General features: G+C 65.9%; 10 protein-coding genes. 3 read left to right on the top strand and 7 right to left on the bottom strand.

Annotation, left to right across the window (positions count from 1 at the left end; all coding sequences use genetic code 11):
• Positions 1 to 5 precede the first annotated feature (5 nt).
• The 3 genes from V7E00_RS17175 to V7E00_RS17165 all read right to left on the bottom strand — a co-directional run bounded on the left by V7E00_RS17175 (position 6) and on the right by V7E00_RS17165 (position 6,515).
• The gene (locus tag V7E00_RS17175) at positions 6 to 2,342 is read right to left on the bottom strand and encodes a GH92 family glycosyl hydrolase (RefSeq protein WP_333573816.1); all 2,337 of its coding nucleotides are present in this window, start codon (positions 2,340 to 2,342) and stop codon (positions 6 to 8) included.
• A gap of 26 nt (positions 2,343 to 2,368) precedes the next feature.
• Positions 2,369 to 3,427, bottom strand: coding sequence for a glycoside hydrolase family 43 protein (locus tag V7E00_RS17170; RefSeq protein ID WP_333573815.1), 1,059 nt, complete (start codon positions 3,425 to 3,427; stop codon positions 2,369 to 2,371).
• Between the two features lie 88 nt (positions 3,428 to 3,515).
• The gene (locus tag V7E00_RS17165) at positions 3,516 to 6,515 is read right to left on the bottom strand and encodes a TonB-dependent receptor (protein ID WP_333573814.1); all 3,000 of its coding nucleotides are present in this window, start codon (positions 6,513 to 6,515) and stop codon (positions 3,516 to 3,518) included.
• Between the two features lie 647 nt (positions 6,516 to 7,162).
• Between V7E00_RS17165 and V7E00_RS17160 the strand changes: the two genes are divergently transcribed.
• A complete protein-coding gene (locus V7E00_RS17160) occupies positions 7,163 to 7,837 on the top strand; it encodes a Crp/Fnr family transcriptional regulator (protein ID WP_333573813.1) in 675 nt (224 codons plus the stop codon).
• Here the strand turns inward: V7E00_RS17160 and V7E00_RS17155 are convergent.
• The 3 genes from V7E00_RS17155 to V7E00_RS17145 are packed head-to-tail and all read right to left on the bottom strand — an operon-like array spanning position 7,827 to position 11,881.
• Positions 7,827 to 9,425 carry a TRAFs-binding domain-containing protein gene (locus V7E00_RS17155; RefSeq protein ID WP_333573812.1) on the bottom strand — a complete coding sequence of 533 codons (1,599 nt, stop codon included), beginning with the start codon at positions 9,423 to 9,425 and terminating at the stop codon, positions 7,827 to 7,829. The two genes, V7E00_RS17160 and V7E00_RS17155, sit on opposite strands and share 11 nt — an antisense overlap.
• Before the next feature lie 27 nt (positions 9,426 to 9,452).
• Positions 9,453 to 10,082: a nucleotide synthetase gene (locus V7E00_RS17150; protein ID WP_333573811.1), complete on the bottom strand. Its 630-nt coding sequence runs from the start codon at positions 10,080 to 10,082 to the stop codon at positions 9,453 to 9,455.
• Positions 10,079 to 11,881 carry a toll/interleukin-1 receptor domain-containing protein gene (locus tag V7E00_RS17145; RefSeq protein WP_333573896.1) on the bottom strand — a complete coding sequence of 601 codons (1,803 nt, stop codon included), beginning with the start codon at positions 11,879 to 11,881 and terminating at the stop codon, positions 10,079 to 10,081. The genes V7E00_RS17150 and V7E00_RS17145 overlap by 4 nt, the downstream gene beginning before the upstream one ends.
• Between V7E00_RS17145 and V7E00_RS17140 the strand changes: the two genes are divergently transcribed.
• Both V7E00_RS17140 and pdeM read left to right on the top strand, forming a co-directional pair.
• Positions 11,796 to 13,202, top strand: a complete 1,407-nt coding sequence (locus V7E00_RS17140) for a M20/M25/M40 family metallo-hydrolase (RefSeq protein WP_333573810.1) — start codon at positions 11,796 to 11,798, stop codon at positions 13,200 to 13,202. The two genes, V7E00_RS17145 and V7E00_RS17140, sit on opposite strands and share 86 nt — an antisense overlap.
• 41 nt (positions 13,203 to 13,243) lie before the next feature.
• Positions 13,244 to 13,906, top strand: coding sequence for a ligase-associated DNA damage response endonuclease PdeM (pdeM, locus tag V7E00_RS17135; RefSeq protein WP_333573809.1), 663 nt, complete (start codon positions 13,244 to 13,246; stop codon positions 13,904 to 13,906).
• Between the two features lie 54 nt (positions 13,907 to 13,960).
• Here the strand turns inward: pdeM and V7E00_RS17130 are convergent, their stop codons facing one another.
• Positions 13,961 to 15,121: an outer membrane protein assembly factor BamB family protein gene (locus tag V7E00_RS17130; protein WP_333573808.1), complete on the bottom strand. Its 1,161-nt coding sequence runs from the start codon at positions 15,119 to 15,121 to the stop codon at positions 13,961 to 13,963.
• Between the last annotated feature and the right edge of the window lie 286 nt (positions 15,122 to 15,407).

The following is a 15,407-nucleotide window of genomic DNA, read 5'->3' as shown; positions in this document are numbered from 1 at the left end:
CGCGCTCACTTGGGCGCGCTCATCGAGAAGGGCGCATCGGCCTTGCGCGCCCCCCAGGCCTTGTTCGGCGTCGGCCCCATCACGAAGCGCAGCGTGCCGCCCGCCTGCAGCGCCTCGCGCGACAGCCAGGGCTTCGAATAGGCGCGGCCGTTCAGCGTGGCCGACTGGATGTAGACATTCTCGGCGCTGTTGTTGGTCGCCTCGATCGTCAGCACCTTGCCGCCCGGCATGGTGAGGCGGACATTGCGGAACAGCGGGCTGCCGACCGCATATTGGCCGACCGTCGGCGTCACCGGATAGAAGCCGAGCGCCGAGAACACGTACCAGGCCGAGGTCTGGCCATTATCCTCATCGCCCGGATAGCCGTCCGGCGTCGCGGCATAGAGCTTGCGCATCACGTCGCGGACATGCGCCTGCGTCTTCCACGGCGCGCCGGCCCAGTCGTAGAGATAGATCATGTGCTGGATCGGCTGGTTGCCATGGGCGTACTGCCCCATGTCGACGATTTGCATCTCGCGGATCTCGTGGATCACCTGGCCGTAATAGCTGTCGTCGAAGATCGGCGCGGTGGCGAACACCGAATCCAGCCGGTCGACGAACCTGGCGTCGCCGCCCATCAGGTCGATCAGGCCCTGCACGTCCTGCATCACCGACCAGCTGTAATGCAGCGCATTGCCCTCGGTGAAGGCATCGCCCCATTTGTACGGATTGAACGGCGTCTCCCACGACCCGTCCTTGTTGCGGCCGCGCATCCAGCCGCTTTCGGGGTCGTAGAGCTTGCGGAAGTTCTGCGCGCGCTCGGCATAGAGCCGGGCATCGTCCTTCTTGCCCAGCGCCGCGGCGAGGCGCGAGAGCGAGAAGTCGGCGGTAGCGTATTCGAGCGTGCGCGCGGCATTCTCGTTGATGCCGACGTCATAGGGCACATAGCCGAGCTGGTTGTAATATTCGACGCCCTCGCGGCCGACGGCGCCGACGACATTGCCGTTCTTGTCCTTGGGACGGCCCTCGCTGGTCGTCGCGTTCTTGACCATCGCCTCGTACAGCGGCTCGATATCGAAGCCGCGCACGCCGTTCAGATAGGCATCGGCGATCAGGTTCGCCGAGTTCGAGCCGACCATCACGTCACGGTATCCCGGGCTCGCCCATTCGGGCAGCCAGCCGCCTTCCTTGTAGGTGTTGACCAGGCCCTGCATGATCTCGGCATCGCGCTCGCGATACATCAGCGCGAACCAGGGGAAGACCGCGCGCCACGTGTCCCAGAAGCCATTGTCGGTGTACATCGGGCCGGCATGCACCTGCCCGTCATAGGGGCTGTAATGCACTTGGCGGCCCTGCCCGTCGATCTCGTAGAACATGCGCGGGAACTGCAGCATGCGGTAGAGCGCCGAATAGAAGGTGCGGCGATTGTCGAGATTGGGATCGGTGACGCGGACGCGGCCGAGCTCCTTCTCCCATGCCGCCTTGGCCTTGGCCTTGGTCTGCTCGAAGCCGTCGCCGCCGATCTCGCTGGCGAGGTTCCGCTCGGCCTGCTCCGGGCTGATGAAGGACGAGGCGACCTTCACATGGACCTGCTCGCCCGCGCGCGTCGCGAAGCTCACCACCGCACCGACATGGTTGCCCTCGCGCTGTGCGTCGGCGGTCAGCTGCCAATTGTCGTCCCAGCTGCGGGTGACCGCGAAGTCATGGTCGAATTCGGCGACGAAGTAATTGCGGAAATTGTCCGGCACGCCGCCGTGGTTGTTGCGTACCCAGCCGCTGATCCGGCGACGGGCGCGGTCGATGGTGACGCTCGATCCGCCGGCGAAGGCGTCGAGCACGATGTGCGCGTCATCGGCCTTGGGGAAGGTGAAGCGGAACTGCGCGGCGCGGGCGGTGGGCGCCACTTCGGCGGTCACGTTATAATCGGCGAGGTACACCCGGTAGCTGTAGGGGTGGCTCTCCTCCGCCTTGTGGCTGTACCAGGAGGCGCGCTCGGCCTCGCGGATCCGCACCGGGCCGGTCTCTGCCATCAGCGAGAAGGCGGCATAATCGTTCATCCACGGGCTGGGCTGGTGGGTCTGCTTGATGCCGTTGATCTTGTTGTCATGGTACATATAGCCCCAGCCGCTGCCGGGCTTGCCGGTGATCGGCGTCCAGAAGTTCATGCCCCAGGGCACCGCCACCGCGGGATAGGTGTTGCCGTAGGACAGCTCATAGGTGGAATCGGTGCCCATCAGCGGGTTCACCAGATCGACCAGCGCCTCGCCGCGATCGGATTGCTGCGCGAGTGCAGGCAGCGTGGCGACGCTGGCGAGGAGCGCGAAGGTGGCGGCGCGGAGCGGCTTGGCAGAGAAAAGGGGCACGAGGGTTCCTTTGGCTGGGCGCGTCGTCAATGGGTGCGGGTGCGGCGAAGCGGCTCGGGCGCCACGCCGTCGTTGGTGAGCTTCACCGGCTGGATGCTACCGTCCGGGTTGAAGGTCATCCGGTCGATGGCGAGCTCACGATGCTCGCCCTGCTGGTCGGCCAGCGGACGGCGGTGATAGGCGATGTACCAGCGATCGGTGCCGGGGACGTTGACCACCGAATGGTGCCCCGCCCCGCGCGCGATCTTCGGATCCTCCTGGAGGATGGTGCCGCGCGGGGTGAACGGGCCCGTAGGGCTGGACCCGGTCGCATAGGCGACGCGGTAGTCCGACCCCGTCCATTCGCCTTCGGACCACATCAGGTAATAGACCCCCTTGCGCTTAATGACGAAGGAGCCCTCGACATAGCCTGGCGGCGTGATCTCCTTCCAGGTCGAACCGTCGGGATAGGGCAGCACGCGGCGCAGGTCCTTGCTCAGCCGCACGACGTTGCAGTGCCGCCAGCCGCCATAATAGAGATAGACCTGCCCGTCGGTATCGCGGAACACGAAGGGGTCGATCGGCTGCGCGCCATTGTGGAAGCCGCCGATCAGCGGCTTGCCGAGCGCGTCGCGGAAGGGGCCGCCGGGCTTGTCGCTGACCGCGAGGCCGATGCCGCCCAGTTCCTTGTCGCTCTGAATGTCGTTGGCGGAGAAGAACATGTAATAGCGCCCCTCCGCCTCGATCACCGAGGGCGCCCAGATCGCATACGCCGCCCAGGAAATCCGCGTCACGTCGAGGACGTGGGGGTGCTTGGTCCAGTGAACGAGATCGGGCGAGGAGAAGGCGTTGAAGAAGGTTTGATAGGCGTAGGACGGGCGCACCGTCTTGCGCTTGCGCGCCTCCTCCTGCGCGGGGGTGAAGTGCCGGGTGCGATCGGGGGCGCCGTCATCGGCGGAGTAGGTCGGATAGATCCAGTATTGTCCGCCGAACACGCGGATCTCGGGATCGGCATACCAGCCGCGTACGATCGGGTTGGACGCGGAGGCGGCGAGCGGCGCCAGCAGGGCCAGAAGGGCAAGCGCAGGGCGGAGTTTTGATCGCATGCTGGTCTCCTGGCCGACTCCATCGCCTAGCGATGGAAAAAAGGAGGCGGGACGGCATTGGCCGCCCCGCCAGAGGGGGGGGGTACGATCAGAACTTGTAGGCCAGGCCCAGATAGGCGCGGCGGCCGGCATATTGATTGCTGATGAAGCGGGCGGTGGTGTCGTTGCCCAGATGCGCACGCTCTTCCGACTTGGTGAGATTGATCACGGAGGCGGTCAGCTGGAGGTTCTCGAAGAAATTGTACGAAGCATTGAGATCGACCTGCTCGTACGGATCCGAATAGACGTTCAGGCCCGACTGAATGCCGCCGACCCGCTCACCGCGGCGGTTGTACGAAGCGCGCAGCAGCAGCTTCCTGTTCTCGTAGAAGATCGAGGCATTGACCTGCGTCTTCGCACTGCCGACCAGCGGCGAGTCGCCCACCTTTTTCCCATCCAGCGTGATCTCGGCGACCGAGGTATCGTTGTAGGTGAAGTTCACCTGGGCGCCGAGGCCGAACGGCAGCGTGTGCTGTGCGTACAGTTCAACGCCCTGCGACACGGCGTTTGAGCCGTTCGCCTGCGTAGAATATTGTTGCACGGTGACGGTGCTGCCCGCCACTTCGCTCTGGATGTCGAGCACCAGCGGCACAATGAAGTCCGACACATCCTTGCGGAACAGCGTGCCGCCCAGCACTGAGCCGCGGTGGAAATACCATTCCACGCCGACGTCATACTGCCAAGCCTTGAACGGTTTCAGGTTGAAGTTGCCGCCGCCGCCGAACCAGCCAGGCAGTGCGCCGAACTGCGCGCGGTCGTACACGAAGGCGTCGGAATTGAAGGTCAGCGAGCGGGCGCCCGCCAGATCGCCATAGCCCGGGCGTGCAATCACCTTCGCTGCAGCGCCGCGGAGCAGCAGGTTCGGGGTCACCTCCCACGAAACGTTGAAGCTAGGCAGGAAGTCCGTGTAGCGCTTCGATTCGTCGTTCGGGCTGAACACCTTCACCTCGCGCTGCGACTGCGGCAGCACCAGGCAGTTGCCATCCGGACCAACCGGCGGCGGGACGAACGGGTTGCCGTTGGTGTTCTGGCAATAGTCATTCTCGTAATAGATCACGTCGGTCGAGACGCCGGACTGCTTGGTGCTCACCACGCGCAGTCCGATATTGCCGCGGATGTTGTTTGCCTTGAAGTTGGCCTGGGCATAGCCGGCCCAGATCCGCTCCTTGATGTCGTAGCGATTCTCCGGCTCCGGCACCCGAACCGGGCCGCTATAGGTCTTGTTCAGATAGGCGAGATAATTGTCCATGTTGAACGCCGGGAAGACGCTCGTCGAGAAGCCGCCCGCGATGTTGCCGATCGGCTGGCTCAGGAAGAAGGCCGGCTGGGTCACCGCCGCACCCGCGGTATCCTGGTAGCGCAGCGTGTTCGCCGCATCCGAATACCATTCGAAACGGCCGGTCTGCCGCTCCACCTTGCCCTCGCGCCACTTGGCGCCGACCTGGATCGAGTCGATGAAGCTGTCGAAACGACGGGTCAGGTCGATCTGGGCATATTTCTGCTCGATCGCGCTGTTGGTATAGCCCGACCCGGTCGAACCGAGATCGACCTGAGCGATGCCCTTCATCAGGTTCTGCTGCACGTCCGGCGAGAACTGCATCGCCACCGACTGATCGGTGAAGCTCCACTGGCTAAGCGTGTTGCCATTGACGCGGTTGGCGAGCCCGTTGCCGACGACCAGCCGCGGCTTGGCCTGCGCGTAGAACTGGAAGGAGGGACCGCCCGTCGCGCGTGTCTTGCCGCCGGCGAACGACACGGTCAGCCGGTCGCGGGTGAAGTCGCCGTGCAGGTCGTAGGTGTTGGAGACCGTCTTTTCGCGCGCATAATAGCTCTGCATCGCGGGCGTTTCCATCGTGCAGGGCGTGTTCCCGGTGCGGCAGCCGTTCCCGTCCGGCGGCACCTGAAAGGTGGCCGAGGTGAGGACCGTGCCGCTCTTGTCGAACTTCGCGCCAGTAAAGAAATCGCCATAGCCCCATTCCGGAATCTTAATGAGGTTGGAGACGTTATCGCCGTTGAGCTGAAAGCGGAAATAATTGGCCGTGAGGTTGAAGCCCTCGAACGGCTGCCACTGCGCCGTCGCCTGGATCCCAAGGCGCTTGCGCTTCTCGATCAGCACCGTTTCGTCGACCGACTGCGGCGCCCAATAGCCATTGTAGTGCGTGCCCCCTTGGGTCGTCACGCCGTCATTCCAGTAGGAAATGGCGTCATCATTGGCGAAGGTCTTGCCGTTGACGTCAGTCGCCTGCTTCGGGTTCTTCTCGTCGGTCCACCAGTGCCAGCTTTCGGTGGCTGCGCTCAGCGTGCGGTTGGTGCGGACCTGATAGGTCGCACCGAGCAGCAGTCCGAAGGTCTTGGCCTCGTTGTGCCAGGAAAGCAGCCCGGACACGCTCGGCTCGACCTTCTTGGTGACGTCCGAATAGGTACCTTCGACCTGGACGTTGCCCGACCAGGGCTTGAGGTCGAACGGGCGCCGCGTGTGGTTGATGATCACGCCGCCAACGCCGCCCTCGTCTAGCCGCGCTTCGGACGACTTGAACACCTCGACGCTGCCGATCAGGTTTGCGGGGAGCAGCAGGTAGTTGAAACTGCGCGAGGGATCGCCCGAATCGGCCGAGGCGATGAAGTTGCCGTTGAGCTCGGTTAGGGTCAGATCGGAACTGAGGCCGCGGATGCTCACCCGACTGCCTTCGCCGCCATCGCGCTGGATTACCACGCCCGGCACCCGCTGCAGCGCGTCCGCCACATTCTTGTCGGGGAACTTGCCGACATCCTCGGCGGTGATCACGTCGACGAACGCATTGGCGTTGCGCTTCTGGGCAAGGCTGGTCTCGATCGAGGCGCGATAGCCGGTAACGACGATCTCGCCTTCACTGTCGCCCGGCGCTGCATTCTGCGGGGCACTAGTGTTGCCCGCCTGCGGCTGCGTCGTCGATGCCTGCGCGAACGCCAGACCTGGCAGCGCAGCGCACAGGCTGGTGCCGAGCAACAGCTGGCACAGCAGCTGCTGGCGCGCGGAAGCCGACGAACGGAACAGATTGCCGTTAGACACGATCCTTCTCCCTGCTTTCACCTGAGGACCCCCAGGCACCTCATGGTTTCTGACCGCGATGTCAGACGTGAGCCCGCGGTTCTTGAACCAAGGTCTCGCAATAGAAAAACAAATTGTCAATTAATTGAAGGTGCAGATTGTGGCTTTTCAGCAACACCAGTCAACAAATTGATTTCGCTAGGTAAACGTTGTCAGATGGCGTGGAGGTCCTTTTCATGAGGTGCAGCATAAAGGACAGATGCTGCGCAACAAGCCACCCGCGCTGACCTTTGGTGGCGCGCGCCGCAACTGGCGCGGCAGGGCGCATCAAGGCTCTGGCAGACGGGATCCCAAGCCGGGCTCGTTGACGATCCGTTGCGGACGTGCGGGGTTGGCTTGGAGCTTCTGCCGCAAGTTTGGCAAAATGCGGCGATCGTCGTACTGCTGAAAGTGCACGCGGCGCCGGCAGCGATCGCGCCGGCGGCAGCGGCCTAGGGCTCGCCGTCGCAAAGGGAGCTGCCGGCGCGATACACGCTCCGATCTCCAGCCGAACCGCGATATCGGCCGAAGATCCCCCGAAAACATCCAGATTTGGAATCGTGCATCCGGATCGGACTTGCCATGCCGCACATCAGTCAACATGGTGCCGTTGCAGTTTTCGCAGCGAAATGCGGGGCGTGGGGGCAGGCGATATCGATCTGGCGACGCGGTTCGCCCAACTCTTCGCGTGCAGCGAAGCGATCGCGGCCGAGCTGGCTTCGGCGGCGATGCCCCGTCGCTGCTCGCCAGGTGCGACCATCGTCCATCAGGGGGAGATGTCGGCGCGGGTGATGGTGCTGCTGGAAGGCCATGTTCGCGCAGCAATGGTAACCCTGGATGGTCGCATCCTGCAGGTCGCCGAACACCACCCGGGCGACATTTTTGGCGGCGTGGATCCGGGCCGCGAACAGGCGGCGGACTGTACCGCCACCATGCCGAGCCACCTCGCCAGCTTCGCGACGACCGAATTCTACGCGCTGGCGGAGCGACATGCCTGTGTGGGGGTGGTGCTCGCGCGGACGATGGTGCGCCAGTTCAGCGCGCTCAGCCAACTTGTCTCGGCACGGCTCACGCTCTCCGCCACAGGCCGCGTCCATGCCGAGTTGCTGCGGATGGCGCGCGAGAAGGACGGCCGCTGGATTCGCCCCTTGCCGGTACTCTCGGACCTGGCCCTGCGCGTGCAGACCGCGCGCGAGACCGTCTCTCGCGCCGTCTCTGCCCTCGAGCGCCGCGGCATCGTCCAGCGGCATGAGGACGGGCTGGAGATCGTCGCCCCTGCCCGGCTCGAGGCGCTTATCGTTTGAAGCCGGGCTTGAGCGCGTAGAGCGTGGTCGGCGCCTGGCCGACCAGCGCGATTTCCCCGACCAGCTCTGCCCGCCCGGCATCGGCCTGGCAGGCGGCGAGGCTCGCGGCGAACGCTTCGCTGGCGAAGGTGGCGCCCGGCGTCGTCACCCCCAGCATGCGCTCGGCCAGGTCGAAGGCGCCGCCCAGCAGCACCGGCGCGCCTGTCACCGGATCGTCGATCATAGTGGCGAGGCCGATGTGCAGCGCCTGGCGGAGCGGCCCGCTGCCGCCCAGCCCAGCCGCCAGACGCACCGCGGCGCCATAGGCCCGGCCGGTGCCCTCGAACGCGATCAGCAGGCGTCGCGCGCCCCAGCGTACCGCGAGCGGCGGGGTTGCGGAAAGCGCCTGGCGCAGCGCCGGCAAGCGCCCCGCGACGTCCCGGCTAATCGCCGCGAAATCCTCGCCTTCGCTGCCGAGCAGGTCGACCGCGAGCACCGCGACGATCTGCGGCGCGGCTGGGTCGGCAACGTGCGAGACTGAGGGCGCACGCAGCGGCACCAGATGCTGGCGGCGACCCGCGTTGCGCCACAGCCCGCCGGCATGCGCGCTCTGCCCGACCTCGTCGACCGAGGCGGGGCCGAGCAGCAGCTGCACCGCTTCGGACTGGAGCAGCCCGGCATGCATCGCCGCACGCCCCATCGCGACGAGATCGGCGAGGCGCACCGAAGGCATGAACGCCGCCGGACTTGCCTCGCCCATTTCCTGGACGCTGGCGGCCTCGGCCAGCGCCGCCTCGAAGCGCATCACCCAGCTTTCGCCGTGCGGCCGCACCGAGCGATCGACGAACGCCGCGACGTCACCGGGCAGCACCACGTGCAGCTCGGCACCGCGCGCGATCAGCCGTTCGGCGATCAGCAGATCGGCGCCCGCGGCGAGCGCACCATAGCCGAAGCCCACCCGCTCCTGGTCCAGCAGCGCATCGATCGAATCGGATAGGGCTGCCACGTCCTCGGGCAGCCGCATATGGCCGGCAAAATGGAGGCTGCGCGGGGGGCGATAGGCGTCGAGCCATGCCGCCGATGCGCCCTGCTCGGCAAGGATTACGCCGAACTGGCGCAGCGTCGAGGCATGATCCTCCCAGGCCAGGGGCGCAGCGGCGATCGCGCGGGCCAGCGCGGTTTCGGCAGCGGCGCCGTCGCCGGCGAGCAGCAGCGCCTCGGCTTCGGTCGCGCCCAGCCAATAGGGGGTTTCGTCGGGAACGCCGGCACGCAGCAGTTCCTGGACATCGGCGGCGAGCGCCCGGCTGGCCGCGGTATCACCCGCGATCAGCGCCAGCGTCGCTGCGTTGATGAGAGGGTATGGGGCCGGTGCCAGCTGCGCCGCCGCGCTGTAGGCGGCGGCCGCTTCGCGGGCATGCTGCCGCCGGGCCTCGCCGGCGAGCAGCAGCACCTCGTCCTTGAGGAGCCGCCCCTTGAGGCTGAGCACGGCCGGATCGTCCGCGACGCGGTGGAACCCTGCGTCGCGGAACATCCGCCAGGCGCGGTCGAGCGCACCCGCGCGCGCCTGCGCGGTGATGGCAAGCACCTGCGCCGTCATCCGATCCGACATCCCCCCATCATCGTGTCGAGACCGGGGTCAGATTCCGTTGTCCGGCTTGGGCGCATGGGGATCCGGCTCGGGCGGCGGCGAGTCGTGGTTGCCCTTGTTTTCAACTTCCGGGTCGATCATCGTCGGCATGCGCATATCTCCCTGCAAAAAGTCTACGTAAAGATTGAGTCCGTCGCACGTCTTACGATGCTGCGGATTAGCGACATATTCAACGAAGAACCCAACGGCCGTGATCCTGCCGTTGTCATCGAGCAGCGGGAAGGGCCGGCGATACTTGCCGTCGGGATATTCACGCTTGGTGCTGACATAGAGGCTGTTCGGCGTATATTCCCAGAAATCGCCGATCAGCTTGAGAATGACGCAGCAAGGCTCGCGGACGACAAAGTCGAGGGGCGTCGGAGGCGACGCCGTCAGACCGGCAACGCCCGGCTCGATGTTCGGTGGGGCGACGACGAAATCGCGGACGATCTGCGTGAAGTCTTCCTCGGGCGTCACCGGCTTGCCATTTCCAAACCGGTCGACGTCTTCATAGCCCAGGATATGAAACTTGAGGTTGCTGAGTGGATATCCGCCACCACTGCTAGCAAAAATCTGATATCGCTTGACTAGCCTGATGTACGACGGCGGGTATATCGATAATGGATATTGTCCGTTCACTGGATTCGCCTTTCCATCTTGAGGAGCTCAGCCTCCATTTCCATCAATCTAGTGGCGATTTCTTGATTTTCGGTATCCATCTCCGTCATTGTACGGAGGTCGGCAACGGCGGCACGCATGCGCCGCACCGCCATCTCGCTGTCGCCGTGCCAGGCTTCGCGCTTGGCAAGCGCGCGCTCCGCGGAGATCAACATGCGCCGGTTGCGCGCATTCTGCGGATCCCGGGCGAGCAGGCGCTCGAGCAATCCGACCTGCTCGTGCCGCAACGCGAGCGCTGCATCAGGGTTACGAGCGAGCACCTGCGCATCCGCCAACCAACCCTGTCGGTTGGCAACGTCTCGCCAGCGCTGTTCCGAATTGGGCTCACGCCGCGCCAGTGTTTCGGCGGCGCGAACGGCTTCGCCGCACAGTTTCACTGCCTTGTCGGCCGAGCGTTGCTCCATCCGCAGCGCACACAGATTGCCGGTAGAATAGGAAATCTCTTCCGCGCTGCGCGGGTCGGTGGATCTCAGCGCCATGAGCCGATGCGCGAGAGCCGCGTACGCCTCAAAATGCGGCTCGGATTCCGCGAGTTGTCGGGCTTCGAGATGCAGCATGCCCAGATAGAACTCGCTCTGGGCATGCGCGAACACGATGTCGTACGCATCGGGCTCGCGCTCGATCAGCGCGCGGGTGATGCGGTTGGCCTGAAGAAAGGCGGCGCGGGCGCGGGCGGTCTCCTTGGCCTCCATCGCATCCTCGCCCATGGTCATGATCGCGCGGGCGCGGCGGGCGAGGACGTCGGGGGGCAGCGTCGCCAGATCCTGCTCGCCATAATAGCGCAGCGCGCGCGCATTCGCTTCGCGAAGCACGTCCAGCCGGCCGACCTCTTTCAGCCGGCCCCGCAAATCGGTCAGCATGAATTCCACCAGCCCCTCCGCCTGGGCACGCCGAGCCTCCGCCTCCCCGCGGGCCCGCACGGCCAGGACCGTCAATCCGGCCATCGCTAGCAGCAAAAGAACCGCCAGGGCCGTGACGGCCGTCACGCGCCGCACCCGCGCCTGCGCGTCGCGCTGCACCAGCGCGTCGAGCGGAACCCCCACCGCACCGGCGACCAGCTTGAGCAGCGCCAGCCGCTTGCCGTCCTTGCCCTCGCGGAAATCGGCGGCGAGCGGCTCGGTCTCCGCGCCGTCGGCGGAGCGCCGCAGCGGCAGCGGCATGGCATCCGCCGGTTCGCCGTCGAACAGCGCGGCGAGGACCGGGCGATCGGGATGGAGTTCGCGGAACAGGGTGATCTCGCGCGCCACCCAGCGCGAGGCCGCGCCCGCAGGCGTGCAGACAACGATCAGGCAGGCGGAGTCGGCAAGCGCGGCGCGCACTTCCGCGCTCAGGTCGCTCGCGGCCGGCAGTTCGTCGAGATCGCGGAAGATGCGGCCCAGCCGACGCGGCACTGGCCCGACCGCCGTTTGCAGCCCGACCAGCTTGGACGGAATGCGATAGCGCTCCAGCGCACGGTGCAGCCAGCGCGCGCGGGCACGATCGGCATGGTTATAGCTGATGAACGCGCCGTACCGCGCGCTCGCCCCCGTCTCTGTTGCGGTCACGCGATCCCTTCCCCGTGCCGTGAGTATCTCAGAGCGCCGTCGGACCGGCAAGCCTTTCGAGCCGCTATCGAGACACCCTGCCCTTCTGCCGGGGTTGCGGCGGACCCCGGTGAGGCATAGCTGCATGGCCATGACCGACTCCGTTCTTGCGATCGCCGATGCCCAGCTCGATGCCAGCGTCGAGCGCCTCGCCGCGCTGATGCGCGTGCCCTCCATTTCCACCGACGCGGCCTATGCCGCCGACTGCCGCCGCGCCGCCGAGCAGCTCGCCGCCGAACTGGCCGAGATCGGCTTCACGGCGCGCGTCGCCGATACGCCGGGGCACCCGATGGTCGTCGCCCACCATGACGGCGACGGGCCGCATGTGCTGTTCTACGGCCATTATGACGTCCAGCCGGTCGACCCGATCGAGCTGTGGACGCGCGACCCGTTCGACCCGTGGATCGACACCCGCGCGGACGGCTCCAGGACGATCGTCGGCCGCGGCGCCTCGGACGACAAGGGCCAGCTGCGCACTTTCGTCGAGGCGTGCCGTGCCTGGAAGGAAGCGGAGGGCCGCCTGCCCTGCCGCGTCACCATCCTGTTCGAGGGCGAAGAGGAATCGGGCTCGACCAGCCTGGAGCCCTTCCTCCACGCCCATGCGGAGGAGCTGAAGGCGGATTTCGCGCTGATTTGCGACACGCTGATGTGGGACCGCGACACCCCCGGCATCACCATCGGCCTGCGCGGCATGGCTGCCGGCCAGGTGACGGTGCGCGGTCCCTCGCGCGATCTGCACTCCGGCCTGTACGGCGGTGCGGCGCGCAACCCGCTCCAGCTGCTCGCCGGAATCCTCGGGGAAATGAAGGATGCCGATGGCCGCGTGACGCTGGACGGCTTCTACGACGGCGTGCCGGATACCGATCCGGCGGTGCTGGCCAGCTGGAACAAGCTCGGCTTCGACGCGGGCGAATTCCTCGGCGAGATCGGCCTGCGCGTGCCCGCGGGTGAAACGGGCAAGACCGTGCTCGAGCAGGTCTGGTCACGCCCGACCGCCGAGATCAACGGCATGTGGGGCGGCTATACCGGCGAAGGCTTCAAGACGGTGATTCCGGCCGAAGCCCATGCCAAGGTGAGCTTCCGCCTGGTCGGCACCCAGGATCCGGACCAGGTGTGGGAGGCGTTCCAAACCCATGTCCGCAGCCGCCTGCCCGAGGATTGCTCGGCAGAGTTCGTGACGCGCGGCCCCGGCAGCTTCGCCATCAGCCTGGCGAGCGACAGCGGCCCGCTCGCGGCGACGCAGGGCGCGCTGGATGCCGAATGGGGCACGTCCGCCCTGCTCGGCTGCGGCGGCTCGATCCCCGTCGTCAACTCGATCCGCTCGATCCTGGGCATGGACAGCGTGATGGTCGGCTTCGCGCTGCCCGACGACAATATCCACTCACCCAACGAGAAGTACGAGCTGAAGAGCTTCCACAAGGGCATCCGCTCCTGGGTGCGGATCCTGGGGGCACTGGGCGAGACGGCCGGCGCCGAACGCGCGACCGTCGCCGCCTGAGCAGCATTGACGCCGGCGCGCGGAAGCGGGATAGCAGGCCCATGGTTCCCCTTTCGTTCGCCGGCCATGACTTTCGCGCGCTGCCCGAAGGCGCGCTCTACTGGCCGGCGCGGCGGGCCCTGCTCGTGGCCGATCTGCACTTCGAGAAGGCGAGCTGGTTCGCGCTGGGCGGCCAGATGCTGCCGCCCTATGACACGCTGGCGACGCTGTCGGCGCTGACCGCGCTGGTCGAGCGGGTGGCGCCGATCGAGCTCTGGTGCCTGGGCGACAGCTTCCACGACGTCGAGGGTTGCGAGCGGCTGCCGGCGCAAGCCCGCGCGATGCTCACCGGGCTGACCGGCGGGCTGGCCTGGCACTGGATCACCGGCAACCACGACTCCGTCCTGGTCGATCATTGCGGCGGCACGGTGCACGAGGAGGCCGAGGTAGACGGGCTGGTACTGCGCCACGAAGCGGAGGCCGGCGAACCACGACCCGAGCTTTCCGGCCATTTCCACCCCAAGCTGCGCCTGACGGTGCGCGGCCGCCACGTCTCGCGGCGCTGCTTCGTGGCGACCGGGACCAAGCTGATCCTGCCGGCCTTCGGCGCGCTCACCGGCGGGCTGGATGCGGGGCATCCGGAGATCGTCCGCGCCGTGGGTCCGGGCGCGGAGGCGCTGGTGGCGACGGAGCACAAATTGCTGCGGTTTCCTCTGGCGGCGTGAGGACTTGGCGCCCAAGCCTCCCTCGAGCGCCTTAAGATTCCCCGCTGGGCCGGACTATTTCAGCTTCACCGCGTGGAGCCCGGTTGTGGTGGAGATGATCAGATAACCTTCGGGCGTCACCGCCAGCGAACCGCCGAAGGTGGTCTTCCAAACAACCGGGAAGTTGCTCTTGGTCAGATCGACGGCGAAGGTGGTCGTCGCACTCGACACGAACAGGTGGCTGTCGGACACGATCACATTGCTGTTTAGGTTGTCGTTGCCACCCACATTGATCGAAGCAGCCACAAGACCCGTTGATGTGTCGATCAGGTCCACGATCGTGCTTGAGGACCGTATGCCGTACAGCCGATCCGCGCGCACCGCGGGGTCGCCGACATAGCTGTAGCCCGTGCGCCACAGCGGCTTGTCGGCAAACAACGAAAATGCCGCGATCGGCAATGCATCTCCGCGCTGACGATTGTCCGTGAAGACGAAGATATGGCCGGCGCTGTCGAGCATCGGCCCACCGACATACTCACCACTATAGCTGATGAAATTCCGGGTGAAGAAGGGGTTCTGGATGAATCGCGCAAGCGCGCCATTCCGCTTCAGGACCAAGATCGAGCCGGCCTGGAAGAAATAGACATATTGCTGGTCGACCGCGACGCTCTCACCCTGCATGACGTAGCCGCCATATTGCCCGGTGCTGGTCGTGCTCCAGATACGGTCGCCGGTCGCGGCATTCGCGTTGAAGATTGCGTTGCCGTAGTAGCCCGAGGTAAAGAACAGCTCATCCCCTACCATCGTGGGGACGCTACCGTCACTGAACTGCGCATCATAGGTTGGCGTGCTGATGTAGCCGCCGGTGGCCGCATTGATGACCTGCAGCGGCGCCGCGCTCGAGGTCTGATTGTACGAAATGGAAGCGACGCGGCCATTGGCATAGGCGGGGCCATAGGGACGCTTGCCCGGCGAATAACTGCCCTGTCCGATGTCGAACGCCCATAGCGATGCGCCCGTCGAGGTCGAGACGCGGTGCGTGTAGACGTGCTTGTCCGCGTGCAGGTCGTTGAAGAAGACGCTGCCGGCCCGTGCCGCGACCTCACTGGGTGCAGCATCGGTCGTGATCGTCCAGGCATCAGCGAAGCTGGCAGCAGAGAAGCTCGCAGGCACATAACCGGTATGCGCTGGATCGCGCTGAAGCGTGGACCAGTTCTCATCCGCCGCGATGGGCACCGGGGTCGCCAGTGGGGTGGGCGTCGGCGGGTGTCGGCGTAGGAGACGGTACTGGTGTCGGCATGGGTGTCGGTGTCGGAGTAGGGGTGACGACGACCATACCGCCACCGCCGCCGCCGCCGCCGCCGCCGCCGCAGGCGCTAGTCAATAAGGCGACGGAAAGCGCCACCAGCGCTGATTTTTTCATCTTCCCCCCAAGAGTAACCAGATCAATTGCGGCCGATGCTACCCGGATCGGCCGAAATGTTCCAGCCGACACGGCAATGATCTTTCATGGCGTCACAAG

Source organism: Sphingomonas sp., from assembly GCF_036731925.1.
GTDB lineage: Bacteria > Pseudomonadota > Alphaproteobacteria > Sphingomonadales > Sphingomonadaceae > Sphingomonas.
The sequence above is the reverse complement of the archived record's forward strand: the minus strand, read 5'-3'. Positions and strand labels throughout refer to the sequence as shown.

Excerpts from the sequence above, each read along its gene's own strand:
- V7E00_RS17170 (WP_333573815.1), bottom strand. The coding sequence starts at position 3,427 with ATGCGATCAAAACTCCGCCCTGCGCTTGCCCTTCTGGCCCTGCTGGCG.
- V7E00_RS17160 (WP_333573813.1), top strand. The coding sequence starts at position 7,163 with ATGCGGGGCGTGGGGGCAGGCGATATCGATCTGGCGACGCGGTTCGCC.
- V7E00_RS17155 (WP_333573812.1), bottom strand. The coding sequence starts at position 9,425 with ATGTCGGATCGGATGACGGCGCAGGTGCTTGCCATCACCGCGCAGGCG.
- V7E00_RS17140 (WP_333573810.1), top strand. The coding sequence starts at position 11,796 with ATGACCGACTCCGTTCTTGCGATCGCCGATGCCCAGCTCGATGCCAGC.
- V7E00_RS17145 (WP_333573896.1), bottom strand. The coding sequence starts at position 11,881 with ATGGAGGGCACGCGCATCAGCGCGGCGAGGCGCTCGACGCTGGCATCG.
- pdeM (WP_333573809.1), top strand. The coding sequence starts at position 13,244 with ATGGTTCCCCTTTCGTTCGCCGGCCATGACTTTCGCGCGCTGCCCGAA.